Origin of the sequence: Massilia cavernae (genome assembly GCF_003590855.1) — a bacterium.
Classification (GTDB): domain Bacteria; phylum Pseudomonadota; class Gammaproteobacteria; order Burkholderiales; family Burkholderiaceae_D; genus Telluria_A; species Telluria_A cavernae.
In genome coordinates, this window is sequence record NZ_QYUP01000121.1 from 63,733 (window position 1) to 79,275 (window position 15,543).

Annotated in this window: 13 protein-coding genes; 12 read left to right on the forward strand and 1 reads right to left on the reverse strand. The window is 63.3% G+C overall.

The genetic code is table 11. The annotated features are described in order from the left end of the window. The first annotated feature begins 105 nt into the window (after nucleotides 1-105). The 9 genes from kynU to D3872_RS15330 all read left to right on the forward strand — a co-directional run bounded on the left by kynU (nucleotide 106) and on the right by D3872_RS15330 (nucleotide 9,731). Nucleotides 106-1,353 carry a kynureninase gene (gene kynU / locus D3872_RS15290; protein WP_119811608.1) on the forward strand — a complete coding sequence of 416 codons (1,248 nt, stop codon included), beginning with the start codon at nucleotides 106-108 and terminating at the stop codon, nucleotides 1,351-1,353. Nucleotides 1,354-1,378: 25 nt separating this feature from the next. After that, nucleotides 1,379-2,224: a tryptophan 2,3-dioxygenase gene (kynA, locus tag D3872_RS15295; protein WP_119811609.1), complete on the forward strand. Its 846-nt coding sequence runs from the start codon at nucleotides 1,379-1,381 to the stop codon at nucleotides 2,222-2,224. Between the two features lie 479 nt (nucleotides 2,225-2,703). Beyond that, nucleotides 2,704-4,047 carry a sigma-54 dependent transcriptional regulator gene (locus tag D3872_RS15300; RefSeq protein WP_119811610.1) on the forward strand — a complete coding sequence of 448 codons (1,344 nt, stop codon included), beginning with the start codon at nucleotides 2,704-2,706 and terminating at the stop codon, nucleotides 4,045-4,047. A 381-nt stretch (nucleotides 4,048-4,428) separates the two neighbouring features. After that, a complete protein-coding gene (locus D3872_RS25710) occupies nucleotides 4,429-6,204 on the forward strand; it encodes a hypothetical protein (protein WP_182915817.1) in 1,776 nt (591 codons plus the stop codon). A gap of 82 nt (nucleotides 6,205-6,286) precedes the next feature. Continuing rightward, nucleotides 6,287-6,694 (forward strand): hypothetical protein, encoded by a 408-nt coding sequence (locus tag D3872_RS26570; RefSeq protein ID WP_229459344.1) that lies wholly within the window; start codon nucleotides 6,287-6,289, stop codon nucleotides 6,692-6,694. Next, on the forward strand, nucleotides 6,691-7,371 hold the full coding sequence (locus tag D3872_RS15315) for a C39 family peptidase (protein WP_119811611.1): 681 nt from the start codon (nucleotides 6,691-6,693) through the stop codon (nucleotides 7,369-7,371). Before D3872_RS26570 ends, D3872_RS15315 begins: the two co-directional genes overlap by 4 nt. 9 nt (nucleotides 7,372-7,380) lie before the next feature. Continuing rightward, nucleotides 7,381-7,857, forward strand: coding sequence for a hypothetical protein (locus tag D3872_RS15320; RefSeq protein WP_119811612.1), 477 nt, complete (start codon nucleotides 7,381-7,383; stop codon nucleotides 7,855-7,857). 21 nt (nucleotides 7,858-7,878) lie between these two features. Continuing rightward, a complete protein-coding gene (locus tag D3872_RS15325) occupies nucleotides 7,879-9,210 on the forward strand; it encodes an acetate kinase (RefSeq protein ID WP_119811613.1) in 1,332 nt (443 codons plus the stop codon). A 152-nt stretch (nucleotides 9,211-9,362) separates the two neighbouring features. After that, the gene (locus D3872_RS15330; RefSeq protein ID WP_307719435.1) at nucleotides 9,363-9,731 is read left to right on the forward strand and encodes an RBBP9/YdeN family alpha/beta hydrolase; all 369 of its coding nucleotides are present in this window, start codon (nucleotides 9,363-9,365) and stop codon (nucleotides 9,729-9,731) included. Nucleotides 9,732-9,792: 61 nt separating this feature from the next. On the opposite strand, the gene htpG is transcribed toward D3872_RS15330, so the two are convergent. After that, complete coding sequence (gene htpG, locus D3872_RS15335) at nucleotides 9,793-11,706, reverse strand: molecular chaperone HtpG (protein ID WP_119811614.1); 1,914 nt, start codon at nucleotides 11,704-11,706, stop codon at nucleotides 9,793-9,795. Nucleotides 11,707-12,029: 323 nt separating this feature from the next. On the opposite strand from htpG, the gene D3872_RS15340 reads away from it, so the two are divergent. From D3872_RS15340 to D3872_RS15350, 3 genes are all read left to right on the forward strand, one after another. Then, entirely contained in the window at nucleotides 12,030-13,745 is a 1,716-nt protein-coding gene (locus tag D3872_RS15340) for a methyl-accepting chemotaxis protein (protein WP_119811615.1), read from the forward strand. A 45-nt stretch (nucleotides 13,746-13,790) separates the two neighbouring features. Then, a complete protein-coding gene (carA, locus tag D3872_RS15345) occupies nucleotides 13,791-14,948 on the forward strand; it encodes a glutamine-hydrolyzing carbamoyl-phosphate synthase small subunit (protein ID WP_119811619.1) in 1,158 nt (385 codons plus the stop codon). After that, nucleotides 14,941-15,543: carbamoyl phosphate synthase preATP-grasp domain-containing protein (locus D3872_RS15350; RefSeq protein WP_441295145.1), on the forward strand; the 603-nt coding region annotated here is incomplete at its 3' end. The genes carA and D3872_RS15350, both read left to right, overlap by 8 nt.

A 15,543-nucleotide genomic window follows, 5' to 3' on the forward strand; every position in this document is an offset into this window, starting at 1 on the left:
CGATACAAAACTATGGCAAAAACACAAAAATAGGTATCGCTTAATGGCGGTAGCGGGCGGATTCTTGGTACACTCCCAGCACTTTGCAATGGAACAAGGCGGCACATGAGCACCAGACAAGACTGCGTCGCGCGCGACGCCCGGGACGCCCTCGCGCCACTGCGCGGGCGCTTCGACCTGCCGCAAGGCGTTATCTATTTGGACGGCAATTCGCTGGGCGCCCGCCCGATAGCCGCGCTGGACAGGGCCCGGCAGGTGATCGCCGACGAATGGGGCACCGGCCTGATCCGCAGCTGGAACACCGCCGGCTGGTTCGACATGCCGCGCCGCCTGGGCGACCTGCTGGCGCCGCTGGTCGGCGCCCGGCCCGGTGAAGTGGTGGTCACCGACACCACCTCGCTCAACCTGTTCAAGGCGCTGGCCGCCGCCGTCCACCTGCAGGCCCATGGCGCAGGCAGCGCGCGCCGGGTCATCGTTACCGAGCGCAGCAACTTCCCGACCGACATCTATATGGCGCAGGGCCTGTCGGCCTGGCTCGACCGCGGCTACAGCGTGCGCCTGGTCGACAGCGCCGACGAGATCGCGGCCGCGGTCGATGCCGATTGCGCGGTGCTGATGCTAACAGGCGTCAACTACCGCACCGGCTACCAGCACGACATGGCGGCCCTGACCGCCCACGCCCACGCACAGGGCGCGGTGACGGTGTGGGACCTGGCCCACTCGGCCGGCGCGGTGCCGGTCGACCTGCACGCGGCCGAAGCCGACTTCGCGGTCGGCTGCACCTATAAATACCTGAACGGCGGCCCCGGCGCCCCGGCCTTCATCTGGGTGCCCGAGCGCCACCAGGCCGCCTTCACCCAGCCGCTGTCGGGCTGGTGGGGCCACGCCGCGCCGTTCGCGATGGCGCCCGACTTCGCACCCTGCTCCGGCATCGGCCGCGCCCTGTGCGGCACCCAGCCGATGGTGTCGCTGGCGCTGGTCGAATGCGGCCTCGAGGTGTTCGCCGAGACCACGATGGAGGCCATCCGCGCCAAGTCGCTGGCGCTGACCGACCTGTTCATCGACCTGGTTGAACAGCGCTGCGCCAGCCACCCGCTTGGCCTGGTGACCCCGCGCGAGCATGCCTCGCGCGGCAGCCAGGTCAGCTTCACCCACCCGCACGGCTACGCGGTGATGCAGGCCCTGATCGCGCGCGGCGTGATCGGCGACTACCGCGAGCCGGCCATCATGCGCTTCGGCTTCACGCCGCTGTACACCAGCTTCGCCGACGTCTGGGACGCGGTGGAGATCCTGCGCGATATCCTCGACCAGCGCGCCTACGACGTCAACGCCAGCCGCGGCGCGGTCACCTAGCCTGAACCACGGAGAAAAAACCGCCATGTCCACCGACGATAAAAAAGACCCGGCCTCCTGGCACGGCGCCAAGATGGATTTCACCGAGGCGATGAGCTACGGCGACTACCTCGGCCTCGACCAGATCCTCACGGCCCAGCATCCGCGCTCGCCCAACCACAACGAGATGCTGTTCATCATCCAGCACCAGACCAGCGAGCTGTGGCTCAAGCTGATGCTGCACGAGATGCACGCGGTGCGCGCCAACCTGCGCGCCGGCGAGCTGCCGCCGGCCTTCAAGATGCTGGCGCGCGTGGCCCGCATCATGGACCAGCTGGTGCATGCCTGGGACGTGCTGGCCACCCTGACCCCGCCCGAGTACTCCGCGATCCGCCCTTACCTGGGCGCCTCGTCCGGCTTCCAGTCGCACCAGTACCGCGAGCTCGAATTCATCCTCGGTAACAAGAACGCCGCGCTGCTGGCGGTGCACACCAAGACCACCCACGCCTACGAGGTACTCGAACGCGAGTTGCACGCGCCGTCGGTCTACGACGAAGCGATCATGCTGCTGGCGCGCAGCGGCTTCGACATCGCCGCGGATCGCCTCGACCGCGACTGGACCCAGCCCACCGTGGCCGACGAATCGGTCAAGGCCGCATGGCTGAGCGTGTACCAGCAGCCGGACAAGTACTGGGCGCTGTACGAGCTGGCCGAGAAGCTGGTCGACCTCGAGACCGCGTTCCGCTTCTGGCGCTTCCGCCACGTCACCACGGTCGAGCGCGTGATCGGCTTCAAGACCGGCACCGGCGGCACCGCCGGCGTCAGCTACCTGCGCAAGATGCTGGACGTTGTCCTGTTCCCCGAATTATTTTCGCTGCGCACCGCGCTTTAATCTCCTGCACAGTTATCGATATACCGTGCCGCGTTGAATAAAACACGGTACGGCATATTATCTCCCCTACTCAGCCATATTCGCGCACGGATAATCGGCGCGCAGCATCCTGATTCTCGCGGATAACATAGAAGTGTTTGCGCGGAATTATTCCAAACGCCGGTCCATTGCCTACACCGAATATGCATAAGCCCTGCAACGGCGGCCCGTATGCGATTGTTGCATATTCGCCGCGTATTCAAAATAAAGTAAGATCGACAAAGCGTGCGGCATCGGCGACAGGTATAGACTTGGTAACGCCAAACTCGCCAGGACGAATAAGAATACGCAGGCGACTATTCTCATGAACCGGATTTGCAGTGCTGCATAAAAGCCGCGCCTTGTGCTCCGTTCGCCCGGTAAAGTTAATAATAAGCCCGGCCTGCCTCCGCATCGACCGCGTTAGCGCACATCCGGATTATCTGGGAAACGCCTCTAGCATGAGCATCAAACGTCTGCTTTGCATTTCGCCGGCCGGAGCCGGCGCGGTACAGTCGGCTTGCGGGAAACTGCGCGGCTGGGACCTGTGCATCGTGTCCTCGATCGCCGACGCCTCGCGCGCGCTGCTCCAGCAGCGCTACCTGGTCGGCATGGTGCTCGACCGTGGCGGCGGCCACGACACCGAGGCGCTGTGCGCCTTCCTGCGCATCCACTGGCACACCCGCTGGGTCGGCGTGTTCGAGTCCGGCACGATGCAGCAGCCGGCCTGGCGCGACCTCGCCAGCGACCACCTGCACGACTTCCACACCCTGCCGGTCTCGCACCTGCTGCTGAACCATACGCTGGGACACGCCCACGGCCTGGCCGACCTGCGCGAACGCGCCGCGCCGGCACTGCGCTTCGACAGCAGCCGCGCGCTGACCGGCGAAAGCCCGTCGGTGGTACGCCTGCGCGCCCAGATCCGCCGCATCGCCAGCGTCAGCGCGCCGGTGCTGATCTGGGGCGAAAGCGGCAGCGGCAAGGAAGTCACGGCGCATGAAATCCATTCGCACTCGCCGATGTCGGACGGCCCTTTTGTCGCCATCAATTGCGGCGCGATGCCCGCCAGCCTGATCCAGACCGAACTGTTCGGCCATGAGCGCGGCGCCTTCACCGGCGCCGCCAAGGAAAAAGTCGGCCTGATCGAATCGGCCAACGGCGGCACCATCTTCCTCGACGAGATCGCCGACCTGCCCAAGGACCTGCAGGTCAACCTGCTGCGCTTCCTGCAGGAGAAAACCATTTACCGGGTGGGCGGCACCCGCAGCATCCCGGTCGATGCGCGCGTGATCGCCGCCTCCCACATCGACCTGCAGGACGCGGTCGAGCGCGGCTCCTTCCGCGAAGACCTGTATTACCGCCTCAGCGTGATCCCCGTCAGCGTGCCGCCGCTGCGCGAGCGCGCCGACGACCTGATGCAATTGGCCGAGCACTTCTTCAGCCAGTACTGCGACGAAAAGAGCCCGCAGCTCAAGGGCTTTTCCAACCGCGCGCTGCAGGCCATCCGCAGCCACGACTGGCCCGGCAACGTGCGCGAGCTGATCAACCGCGTGCGGCGCGCGATGGTGCTGGCCGAAGGCGAGCTGATCACGCCCGAGGACCTGGGCCTGAACCACATCGGCCTGGGCCCGGTGAGCGGGGGGCTGGACACGTCGCGCGCCAGCGCCGAGCGCAACATCATCTGCGCCTGCCTCGAACGCACCGGCCGCAACATCAGCAAGACCGCGCGCGAACTGGGCGTCTCGCGCGCCACCCTGTACCGCCTCCTCAGCAAGCACAGCATCGGTGTGCGCGCCGCCGGCTGATCCATGCACGGCGGCGCTGCTCGGCCCTCCCCCGCGCGCAGCCGCCGGCCGTCTCGCCACTGAAGCAATCGTAGGACTAAACCCCGCATTTTCCCGCGCTGTACAGTGGAGAGCCCGTGCCACCCGTCCCTGAACGCGTTCGCTGTTCCGTCGAAGCGGACAGTTGCGACACAATTTCGTCTCAGTTTTGAGACAGTCCTTGGCAACAGAATAGCCGTCTGGTAATCGAATCGGGGCAAATGTTGTATTAGCTTGGTCTGGCTTGTGAAAAATCAAAGAGTTAGCCGTGCTTTCGTGGCTGGCACCTTCCTTGCTAAAGGAACCATTGCTCGGTCGCTTAAGGCGAGCTACTCAGACACTCAACCACGGGAGGGGCTTTTCATGAACAAGACATCTATTGCGGCCGCAATCGCACTCACATTTTCCATGAGCGCATATGCAGCCGATCCAACCAACACGACCGGGTCCGGAGCCATCGGTATTAATAACCAGACTGCGACGAACTCCGCAGCCCAGGGCGGCGGGGGCGCATCGGCGGCACAGGGCTCGACTGCCAACCAGAATAATAATTCCAACCAAAACAACGACAACAACAGCAACCAGGGCAATACCGACAACAGCAACCAGAACAACGGCGATGGTGATGCCGATGCCGACGGAGCGGGCGCAGCTGCCGCCAACAATGGCGCAACGGCCACGTCGAACGTGGCGAATGCCTTCAACAAGTCTTCCGCGACTGCGACCAGCAAGCTCAACGGTACGGTGAGCGGCAACGACATCCACCATATCGGCAACGTGGCCAAGAATTCAGGCGATGCCAACGGCGGTAAAGGTTACGGCGGCGACGGCGCCAAGGGCTATGGCGGTGATGCAAAGGGCAATGGTGGCGACGGCGCCGCAGCTTACGGCGGCGATGGCGGCAAGGGCTCGAAAGGCGGCTATGCAAGTGGCGGCAACGCCACCAATGGCACGGCTGAGGTCGGCGATGCCTACGGCGGCGACGGCGGTAAAGGCGGCCGGGCAACTGATGCCACTACAGGCAACGGCGGCCGCGGCGCAGACGGCGGCAACGGCGGCGATGGCGGCCGCAGCGGCAGCGGTACCGGAGGCGCAGGTGGCGACGGCGGTTACGGCGGCAAGAGTTCCGGCGGCGATGGCGGCGACAGCTATGCCAAAGGCGGCAACGGTGGCGACAGCGGCAAGGTAGGTCGCGCCGAAGGCGGCGACGGCGGCAGCACCGGCAAGACTAGCGGCGGCGACGGCGGTTACGCCGGCGGCGGCGGCGATGGCGGCGACGGCGGCAAGAGCGGCAAGATCGGCAGCACCGATGCCTCCGCATCGAATGGAACCTACTCCGGCAAAACCAACGGCAGTGACAGCGACGCCAGCACGAAAATCCGCGGCCATGACAACACCGGCGGCACTACCAGTGCCGGCGGTGGCCAAACCGAAGGTGGCGCAGCCACGGGCGGCGATGCCGCAGCGACTTCCGGCGCAGCCGACACCGGCGACGGCGGCGCAGGTGCTGAGGGTGGAGCTGGCGGGACCGGCGGCCGCGGCGCAGCGAGCACCGCCAACGCAGGTAACGGAGCATCCGGCGAAGGCGGTACCAGCGGCAATGGAGGTGCTGGCGCTGGGGTAGCAAGTACCTCAGGCGATGGCGCTGATTCAACGGGCGGCGCAGGCGGCAGAGGCGCAGCCGGCGGTGCAGGCAGCTCGGCCGGCGGCGACGGCGCTGAAGGCGGCAATGGCGGAAACGGTGGTCAATCCGGCAGCGCCTCCAATACTGGCGGCGCTGGCGCACGCGGCGGCGATGCCGCCAACGGCGATGCGTCCAACGGCTCGCCAATTGGCGGCGATGCTGACAGCGGTGACGGCGGTGCTGGCGGCGACGGCGGCGGAGACAACACCGGCGGTGACGGCGGCAATGGCGGCACCAACACCGGAGGCGACGGCACCGGCGGTAACGGCGGTAACGGCGACGGCGGCGCGGGCGGTAACAACAGTGTGAATGCAGGCAGCTTCGACATGTCGAACACCATGACTGGCACCGCCCAGTCGGCTGCCGGGATCATGCAGGTGAGCCAGAACAGCGGCTTCGCGTCGCTGATCCAGCAAAGCGTTAACGTGCAGTCCAATCTTGCAGTAGGCCAGTAACAAGGCCGGCGGCGCAGCGTTCGCGCTGCGCCGCCCTAAGCGCGCCGTCCACGGGCGGCGCGCGCATCTGACGGGAGCCATGATGAAAACATCGAACACAGTTGCGGCGCTGCTGGCGCTGGCACTGGGCGCGCCCGGGGGCACTTTCGCCGGCCCCGGACCAGAGCCCATGCAAGGCGAAGCTGCCGCACCCGCACCGGCAAAGGCACCCGCGCCAGCGGACGATGCTGTCGCACGGGCCGCCAGGGCCGAACCCGAAACCCGCCTCGACGAGGAGCGCGGCGGCGATTCGAACGTGTCCACCGTAAATAACAAAGCCGACCTGAGTGGCGTGGTCACCAACAATACCGCAATCAACGTGGTGACCGGTAACAACACGATCGATTCCGGCTCCTTCGCCAACATGAGTGGCATTCCCATGGTCATACAGAACAGCGGAGCCAACGTCCTGATCCAGAACGCCACTGTCGTCAACCTGCAACTCAGATGATGATGCCCTCCACAGTTTATCCGGCCCTGCTGACGCTGGCCCTGGCAGCGCCAGCCCAGGCCATCGAATTCGGCGTCGGCAGCCTTCAGGTCAAGATTCCGCTGACCTCCATCAAGCAGGCGCGCATGGCCACGACCACGCGCCAGCAGTTCGACTTCAGTTGCGGCTCGGCCGCGGTCGCCACGCTGATGACCTATCACTACAACCGCCCTGTCACCGAACAGGCGGTTTTCGAACAGATGTTCCGCGACGGCGACAAGGCCAAGATCCGCACCCAGGGCTTCTCGCTGCTCGACATGCAGAAATTCCTGGCCTCGCACGGACTGCGCGGCGACGGCTTCCAGCTTCCGCTCGCGAAGCTGTTCGAGGCCAAGCTGCCGGCGATCGTGCTCATCTCGGACAAGGGCTACAACCACTTCGTCGTCATCAAGGGTACGGCCGACGGCCGCATTTTGCTGGGCGATCCTTCCAGCGGCACGCGCGTCATGCCGATCGCGCGCTTCCACGAAATCTGGAAAAACAAGCTGCTGTTCGTCATTCACGGCTACAAGGGCATGCCCGCGTTTAACGGCGAGGCGGACTGGCGCTCGGCGCCGATCGCCCGCCTCGACGATCCACTCAACAGGACAGGCCTGGATGTGGCAACGCTGCCGCGTTTCGGGCCGGGAGAATTTTAGGGGAATACCATGGCCACACATCCGAGTCTGATTGGCGCGGCGCTACTGTTAGCGTTCGCGCCTGCACTCGCATCCGATCCGGGATGGGAACCGGTATCCGCCGAGCAGCTGGAGGAGACCCGCGGCGGATTTACAACACCCAGCGGCCTCGAACTCTCGCTTGGCATCGAGCGCCTGGTCAGCATCAACGGCGCGGTCGTTGCGCGCACCTCGATCCAGATCGCCGACGTCCGCGCCGTCAGCGCCAGCGAGGCGATGAAGGCACAGGAGGCGCTGGCGGCGACCACTCTGATCCAGAACGGCGCCGGTAACATGTTCAGCGGCGACGGGATCGCCGGCACCTTTATACAAAATACATTGAGCGACCAGGTAATTCGCAGCGAGACAGTGATAAGCTCTACCGTAAACAGCACTTCGCTGCTCAAGGACCTCAACTTCAACCAAAGCGTTCGCGACGCCGCACTGAAGTCCATCGGCACCCTGTGACGCTTCACAAGGAGACAAACGATGCATCGATCCCCCGCCTGGCGTTTGAGCTGTGCCGGACTTTCCGCCGCCCTGGTTGTCTCCGCAAGCCAAGCACAGGTCGCGGCGCCGCCCCAGGCGCTGACGGCCCAGCTGGAAAAGCTGCGGGCACAGCTTGACGAGCAGCGGGTGCTGATCGAACGGCTGTCGGCGGAGCTGGAACAGGTGCGCGGCGCGGGCGAGGAAGCGCTGGCGCAGGAGCGCGGCGCCGGCCAGGCAGGAACAGGAACTGGCGCCGCACCGGCATCGGCGCAGGTCCCCGCGGCGCAGGAGTCAAGATCGGCGCCGCCGCCGGCGCGGCCAGCCGTGGCCCAGAAAGACCAGCCGGTCGGCCAGCCCCCACGCAAGGACACCCGGCCGCCCGAGGTGGCGCCGCTGTTCGAACAGCCGGGCATCCTGACGCAGCAGGGAAAATACATCCTCGAGCCGTCGCTGCAGTACGGCTACGCCTCCAACAACCGGGTCGCGCTGGTGGGCTACACCATCATTCCCGCCCTCCTGATCGGCCTGATCGACGTACGCGAAGTCAAGCGCAACACGATGACCGGCTCGCTGGCCTTACGCACCGGCGTCAGCAACCGCACCGAAGTCGAAATACGGGCGCCCTACGTGTACCGATCCGACTCCACCGTCAGCCGCGAACTGTTTACCGGCACCGCGCTTGAACGGGTGTTCGCCACCAGCGGACGCGGCCTGGGCGACATCGAAATCGCCGCGCGCCACCAGTTGAACGACGGCGGCGCCGACAAGGCCTACTACCTGGCCGGCTGGCGCTTCAAGAGCCGCACCGGGCGCGACCCGTTCGAGGTAGTGACCGACTGCCAGACCCGCTGCCTGGGCCAGAACGCCACCGGCACCGGCCTGCCGCTCGACCTGCCGACCGGCTCCGGCTTCTATTCCATGCAGCCCTCGGTGACGTGGCTGTTCCCGTCCGACCCGGCGATCTTCTTCGGTACCGTGAGCTACACCCACAATTTCAAGCGCGCCGACGTCAGCCGCACGGTGCTGAACGGCGAAAAGGAACGGCTGGGCAAACTGGCCCCTGGCGGCGTGGTCGGTTTTAACTTCGGCATGGGCCTGGCGCTCAACGACAAGGCCTCGGTCAGCATCGGCTACGACCACAGTTCGGTAGGCCGCATGAAGCAGAATGGCCTCACCGTTCCCGGCTCGGTGCGCACCCAGCTGGGCACGCTGCTGGTGGCCTACTCCTACCGCCTGAGCGACAAGCGGAGCCTGAACGTATCGGTCGGCGCCGGCGTCACCCGCGATACGCCGGACGTATCGCTCACGGTACGTCTCCCTACCACCTTCTGATAATTCGCGTGAGGGGCTGGCGCGCTGGTTTGGCCGTAAAAGTAAAGCGACGTATAACGACCAAACCAGCGGAGGCAGGATGGAATGCTGGCGGGCCTGTGGAATTCAGGGCCGCAGCACTGGCAAACGCTGTGGCAACGCCGGCATCCGGAATGGCAGCGCGCCCGCAGAGCCTGGCCTGCGTGGCGGTGGCCAAGTGGGCTGCCTGCGGCTCGCCGTTGACGATCGCCGGCGCTTTCCTGGTGGCGCCAAGCGATGTCGACGCGCCGTCCTATCCGGTCGAGGCGACCGGGTTCCAGCCGATGCCGATGGAGCGGCTGCCCTTCCCTACTTTAATGGTGGCCAGTTCGAACGACGAATACGTGACCATTGAACGCGCGCGGGCGTTCGCCGCGGCGTGGGGCAGCAGGCTGGTGGAGATCAAGGATGCGGGCCATATCAATGGCGCCAGCGGATATGGGGAGTGGCCTGAGGGCGAGACGATGCTCGAGGAGTTCTGCGGCCAGATCGGCACGCCGTAACGCGACGAGCCAGTTCTAAAAACGCCCTTCCCGGGTTACGGGAAGGACGCCATTCCAGACTTTACTTCGCCAGCAGCATCTCGTTCAGGCGCTTGACGAACGACGCCGGATCGGCCAGCGATCCGCCTTCGGCCAGCAGCGCCTGGTCGAACAGGATGTGCGACCAGTCCGCGAACTGGCTGCCTTCGGCGTTCTCGTACTTCAAACGCGTCACCAGCGGGTGGTTCGGGTTGATCTCGAGGATAGGCTTCGACTCCGGCGCGTTCTGGCCGGCGGCCTTCAGCATGCGCAGCAGGTTGCCGGACAGTTCATGTTCGTCCGCCACCAGGCAGGCCGGCGAGTCGGTCAGGCGGAAGGTGACGCGCACGTCCTTGGCCTTGTCGCCCAGCGCCGCCTTCATCTTCTCGACCAGCTCCTTGTACGAGGTCTCGGTTTCTGCGTGTTCCTTCTTCTCGGCTTCGTCCTCGAGGCCGCCCAGGTCAAGCCCGCCCTTGGCCACCGACACCAGTTCCTTGCCTTCGAACTCGGTCAGGAAGGACAGCATCCATTCGTCCACGCGGTCGGTCAGCAGCAGCACTTCGATGCCCTTCTTGCGGAAGATCTCGAGATGCGGGCTGTTCTTCGCCGCGGTGTACGATTCGCCGGTGACGTAGTAGACCTTGTCCTGGCCTTCCTTCATGCGGCCGATGTACTGGTCGATCGACACGGACTGGTCGCTGCTGTCGTTCGCCGTCGAGGCGAAGCGCAGCAGCTTGGCGATGCGGTCCTTGTTGGTCGCGTCCTCGCCGATACCCTCTTTCAGCACCTGGCCGAACTCGGTCCAGACGGTGGCGTACTTGTCCTTCTTGTCCTGCTCGTCGGAGTTCGCCAGTTCTTCCAGCATGCCGAGCACGCGCTTGGTCGAGCCTTCGCGGATCACCTTGACGTCGCGCGACTCCTGCAGGATCTCGCGCGAGACGTTCAGCGGCAGGTCGTTGGAGTCGATCACGCCCTTGATGAAGCGCAGGTAGGCCGGCATCAGCTGCTCGGCGTCGTCCATGATGAACACGCGCTTGACGTACAGCTTGATGCCGCCGCGCTTGTTGCGGTCCCACAGGTCGAACGGCGCATGGCTTGGCACGTACAGCAGCTGGGTGTACTCGCTGCGGCCTTCGACCCGATTGTGGGTCAGGGTCAGCGGGTCCTGGAAGTCGTGCGAGACGTGCTTGTAGAACTCGTTGTACTGCTCCGCGGTGATGTCGGCCTTGTTGCGGGCCCACAGGGCGCTGGCCTGGTTGACGGTTTCGAATTCGTCCTTCATCACCGTTTCGTTCTTTTCCGCGTCCCACTCGTCCTTCTGCATCAAAATCGGCAGCGAGATGTGGTCGGAGTACTTGCGGATGATGGACTTGAGCTTCCACGACGACAGCAGCTCTTCCTCGCCGGCGCGCAGGTGCAGGATGATGTCGGTGCCGCGCGACGGCTTTTCGATCGCCTCGACGCTGTAGTCGCCCTCGCCGGACGACTCCCAGCGCACGCCTTCATTGGCGTACACGCCGGCGCGGCGGGTTTCGACGGTGATCTTGTCGGCCACGATGAAGCCCGAGTAGAAGCCGACGCCGAACTGGCCGATCAGGGCCGCGTCGGCCTGCTGGTCGCCGGACAGCTTGCCGAAGAACTCCTTGGTGCCCGACTTGGCGATGGTGCCGAGGTGGGAAATCACTTCGTCGCGGCTCATGCCGATGCCGTTGTCGGAAATGGTGATGGTGCGCGCGGCCTTGTCGAAGGTGACCTTGATCTTCAGTTCGTGGTCGTTGCCGTACAGGGCGTCGTTGTTGATCGCCTCGAAGCGCAGCTTGTCGGACGCGTCGGACGCGTTCGAAATCAGTTCGCGCAGGAAAATCTCCTTGTTCGAGTACAGGGAGTGAATCATCAGTTGCAGCAGTTGTTTAACTTCTGCCTGGAATCCAAGGGTCTCTTTTTCGGCGATTGCCATATTTTTCCTCATATGAAACTAAATGGGTTAAACGGATTGCAGCCATGTTGGGATGGCAACGACTGATTTCAAGGCTTGCCGAGCTTCTTGTCTGGCAGCGCCCGATCTGCCATTGGGCTTGCCAAGCAAGACCTCACCTCCCCCCTGGATTATCGCCGACAAGATGCCGAGCGCGATGCCTGCGCGCCCGTCTCCCGGATCGACATGGCGACCTACCGTCCCGGAGCGATCGCCCTGGTACAACCTGTCAGAACTAATAGGTAGTGCTTGGTTGACTCAGGATGCAGAATCGGAACGACTGGAGTTTTCCATGGGAGGTAAATATGCTCAGGATTATCAGGATCAAAACGCTCATTATTCTGGCGTTAGGTTTTCTCACCGCGCTTTTGCTGGCCATCGGCAGCATGGGAATATACAGCGTAAATAACACGGCGGATCAGCTGAAGAACATCTCGCTCAAAGATGTAAAAGCGGTCGCCATGATCGAAAAAGTCAGGTTCAGGATGGAGGTCAATCGCAGCCAGATCCTGCAGACACTTCAGCATAATCCTGTAATGGAATGGTCGAAACTTCACGATCATCCGACATCGATTCACTCCAAGATCATTTCCGAAACGAACAGCGAGATCAACCAGGTATGGACGCAATACGTCGCCAATATCAGATCGCCGGAAGAAAAACAACTGGCCGATGATTGGTACACCAAGAGCGGCAGACTTGGCGTCGATGGCATTGCCGCAGCCAGTGAGGCAGTTCAGGCAGGCAAGTGGAACGATGCCCAGCTGGTTCTTATTCGGGTGATCAACCCAACTTACCGAAAATCGGATGTGGCTTTGCGCACATTGTCAGACTTCCTGGAAAAGCGGGCACAGACCGGCGGCGCGGCAGTCAACGCGAACATCAAAGATACAGGCTACCTCATGATAGGCGTGCTTGTGCTAGGCGCCCTGCTCGCCGCTGCGGTTGGCACTCTGCTGGTTCGTGGTATTACGGCGCCATTGAATCAATCCATTGAAATAGCGCGCCGGGTAGCCAAAGGCGATCTTTCCGGCCACATCGATGTGCCGTCCACGAATGAATTCGGACAACTGCTGCAGGCGTTGAAAGACATGAATTCCAGTTTGTCGAACATCGTTCACAACGTGCGCACAGCTACCGACACGATCGGCACCGCCTCCAGCCAGATTGCTTCTGGCAATCTCGATCTGTCGTCCCGTACGGAAGAACAGGCCAGTTCGCTGGAGGAAACCGCTTCCTCGATGGAACAATTGACCGGGACGGTCAAGCAAAATGGCGACAACGCTCGCCAGGCCAATCAATTGGCACTCTCCGCATCCGAAGTGGCAGTCAAGGGCGGCTCCGTGGTATCGGAAGTGGTGGACACAATGAAATCGATCAACGAATCCGCCAAGAAGGTCGTCGACATCATCGGCGTCATCGACGGCATTGCGTTCCAGACCAATATCCTCGCATTGAATGCGGCAGTCGAAGCGGCACGCGCCGGCGAACAGGGGCGTGGATTTGCCGTCGTTGCTTCCGAAGTCAGGAATCTTGCGCAGCGTTCCGCCGCTGCTGCGAAAGAGATAAAAATGCTGATTGGCGACTCGGTGGAAAAAGTCGACGTGGGCGCCAGGCTGGTAGATCAGGCCGGGGCCACGATGGAGGAAATTGTCGCCAGCGTTAAACGCGTCACCGACATCATGGGCGAGATCGCGTCCGCCAGCCAGGAACAGAGTGCCGGAATTGAACAGGTGAACCAGGCCGTGAGCCAAATGGATCAGATGACGCAGCAAAACGCGACGCTGGTCGAGCAAGCTGCGGCGGCGGCCGAATCGCTGGAGGATCAGGCGAGAAACCTGGGACAGGTTGTCAGCGTATTCAAGCTGGCCGACCAGAAACCTGCTGCGGCGCCGTCGGCGCTCAAAATGATTCACGCTCCGCAAGCCGTCACGCATAGCGCGACTGGCACCGCGCATGCGAAGACGGCCAATCGTAAATCGCTGCTTGGGAGGGCCCGACGGACCGCAACCGCCTCTTGAGCGCACGCCTGCCAACCAACGTAGGACTGACGAGGAGACTTTATGATGTCCCGCCCCAAACGGTTGTTCAGCACGGAGCCGCATGCCATCCTTGCGCTGGAGGACGGTTCGATTTTTCATGGCATCTCCATCGGCGCGGTCGGACATACGGCAGGAGAAGTCGTATTCAATACTGCGATGACCGGTTACCAGGAGATACTGACCGACCCCAGCTACAGCAAGCAGATTGTCGCGCTGACCTATCCGCATATCGGCAATACCGGTGTTAACCTGGAAGACGTCGAGGCATGCAGGGTCCATGCCGCCGGCCTGATCATCAGGGACCTGCCGTTGCTGGCATCGAACTTCCGTTCCACGCAAACGCTGTCGGATTACTTGAAGCAACAGGATATTGTCGGTATTGCCAATATCGATACGCGCAAGCTCACCCGCGTCATTCGCGAGAAGGGGGCCCTGAACGGCGCCATTCTGGTGCAAGACGACCGGTCCGCGACAGCTCTCGAACTCGCGCGGTCCTTTCCCGGCCTGGCCGGCCTGGATCTGGCCAACGCAGTATCGACCGCAAGGCCATACGCCTGGAGCGAAGCAGAGTGGAAGCTTGGCGAGGGCTATGGGGAGCAAACGTGGCCCAAGTTTCATGTGGTCGTTTTCGATTATGGCGTCAAGCGCAATATCCTGCGCATGCTGGCGGAACGCGGCTGCCAGCTCACCGTAATGCCGGCACAAACGCCTGCCTCGGAAGTGCTGGATCTCAAGCCTGACGGCATCTTCCTGTCGAATGGCCCCGGCGATCCACAACCGTGCGAATACGCCATCGCGGCGACGGAGGAATTGATCGAGCGCGGAATTCCGACCTTCGGTATTTGCCTCGGGCACCAGATCATGGCCCTGGCATCAGGCGCGAAGACGCTAAAGATGAAGTTCGGCCACCATGGCGCCAACCATCCGGTGCAGGATGTCGATACCGGGCAAGTACTGATCACCTCGCAAAACCACGGCTTCGCCGTTGACCCTGTGTCCTTGCCGGACAACTGCCGCGTCACGCATGTTTCGCTGTTCGACGGCTCGTTGCAGGGCTTGGCCCGCACCGACAAGCCGGCGTTCAGTTTCCAGGGCCACCCGGAGGCATCACCCGGTCCGCAGGATATCGCTTACCTGTTCGATCGATTCATTCATTTGATGGAGTCCCACAAACATGCCTAAGCGTACCGACGTCAAAAGCATTCTGATCATTGGCGCCGGTCCGATCATCATCGGCCAGGCATGCGAATTCGACTATTCCGGCGCGCAGGCGTGCAAGGCGCTGCGCGAGGAGGGCTACAAGGTCATCCTGGTCAACAGCAATCCGGCGACCATCATGACCGATCCGGAAATGGCGGATGTCACCTACATCGAGCCGATCACCTGGAAAGTCGTCGAGCGCATCATCGCCAAGGAGCGTCCTGACGCGATCCTGCCGACCATGGGCGGCCAGACCGCGCTGAACTGCGCGCTCGACCTGCACCGCCACGGCGTGCTGGAACAGTACAAGGTGGAGCTGATCGGCGCGACGCCGGAAGCCATCGACAAGGCCGAAGACCGCTCCAAGTTCAAGGAAGCGATGACCAGGATCGGCCTCGGTTCGGCACGCTCGGGCGTGGCGCACTCGATGGATGAGGCGTGGGGCGTGCAGCGCGAACTGGGCTTCCCGACCATCATCCGTCCTTCGTTCACGATGGGCGGCACTGGCGGCGGCATCGCCTACGACCCGGAACAATTTGAAACCATCTGCAAGCGCGGCCTGGAAGCGTCGCCGACC

What these genes read in the sequence shown, in the direction of transcription:
- D3872_RS15315 (WP_119811611.1), top strand. Translation starts at nt 6,691, where the DNA reads ATGATGATGCCCTCCACAGTTTATCCGGCCCTGCTGACGCTGGCCCTG.
- kynU (WP_119811608.1), top strand. Translation starts at nt 106, where the DNA reads ATGAGCACCAGACAAGACTGCGTCGCGCGCGACGCCCGGGACGCCCTC.
- D3872_RS25710 (WP_182915817.1), top strand. Translation starts at nt 4,429, where the DNA reads ATGAACAAGACATCTATTGCGGCCGCAATCGCACTCACATTTTCCATG.
- D3872_RS15340 (WP_119811615.1), top strand. Translation starts at nt 12,030, where the DNA reads ATGCTCAGGATTATCAGGATCAAAACGCTCATTATTCTGGCGTTAGGT.
- htpG (WP_119811614.1), bottom strand. Translation starts at nt 11,706, where the DNA reads ATGGCAATCGCCGAAAAAGAGACCCTTGGATTCCAGGCAGAAGTTAAA.
- kynA (WP_119811609.1), top strand. Translation starts at nt 1,379, where the DNA reads ATGTCCACCGACGATAAAAAAGACCCGGCCTCCTGGCACGGCGCCAAG.
- D3872_RS15300 (WP_119811610.1), top strand. Translation starts at nt 2,704, where the DNA reads ATGAGCATCAAACGTCTGCTTTGCATTTCGCCGGCCGGAGCCGGCGCG.
- D3872_RS15320 (WP_119811612.1), top strand. Translation starts at nt 7,381, where the DNA reads ATGGCCACACATCCGAGTCTGATTGGCGCGGCGCTACTGTTAGCGTTC.
- D3872_RS26570 (WP_229459344.1), top strand. Translation starts at nt 6,287, where the DNA reads ATGAAAACATCGAACACAGTTGCGGCGCTGCTGGCGCTGGCACTGGGC.
- carA (WP_119811619.1), top strand. Translation starts at nt 13,791, where the DNA reads ATGTCCCGCCCCAAACGGTTGTTCAGCACGGAGCCGCATGCCATCCTT.
- D3872_RS15330 (WP_307719435.1), top strand. Translation starts at nt 9,363, where the DNA reads ATGGCAGCGCGCCCGCAGAGCCTGGCCTGCGTGGCGGTGGCCAAGTGG.
- D3872_RS15325 (WP_119811613.1), top strand. Translation starts at nt 7,879, where the DNA reads ATGCATCGATCCCCCGCCTGGCGTTTGAGCTGTGCCGGACTTTCCGCC.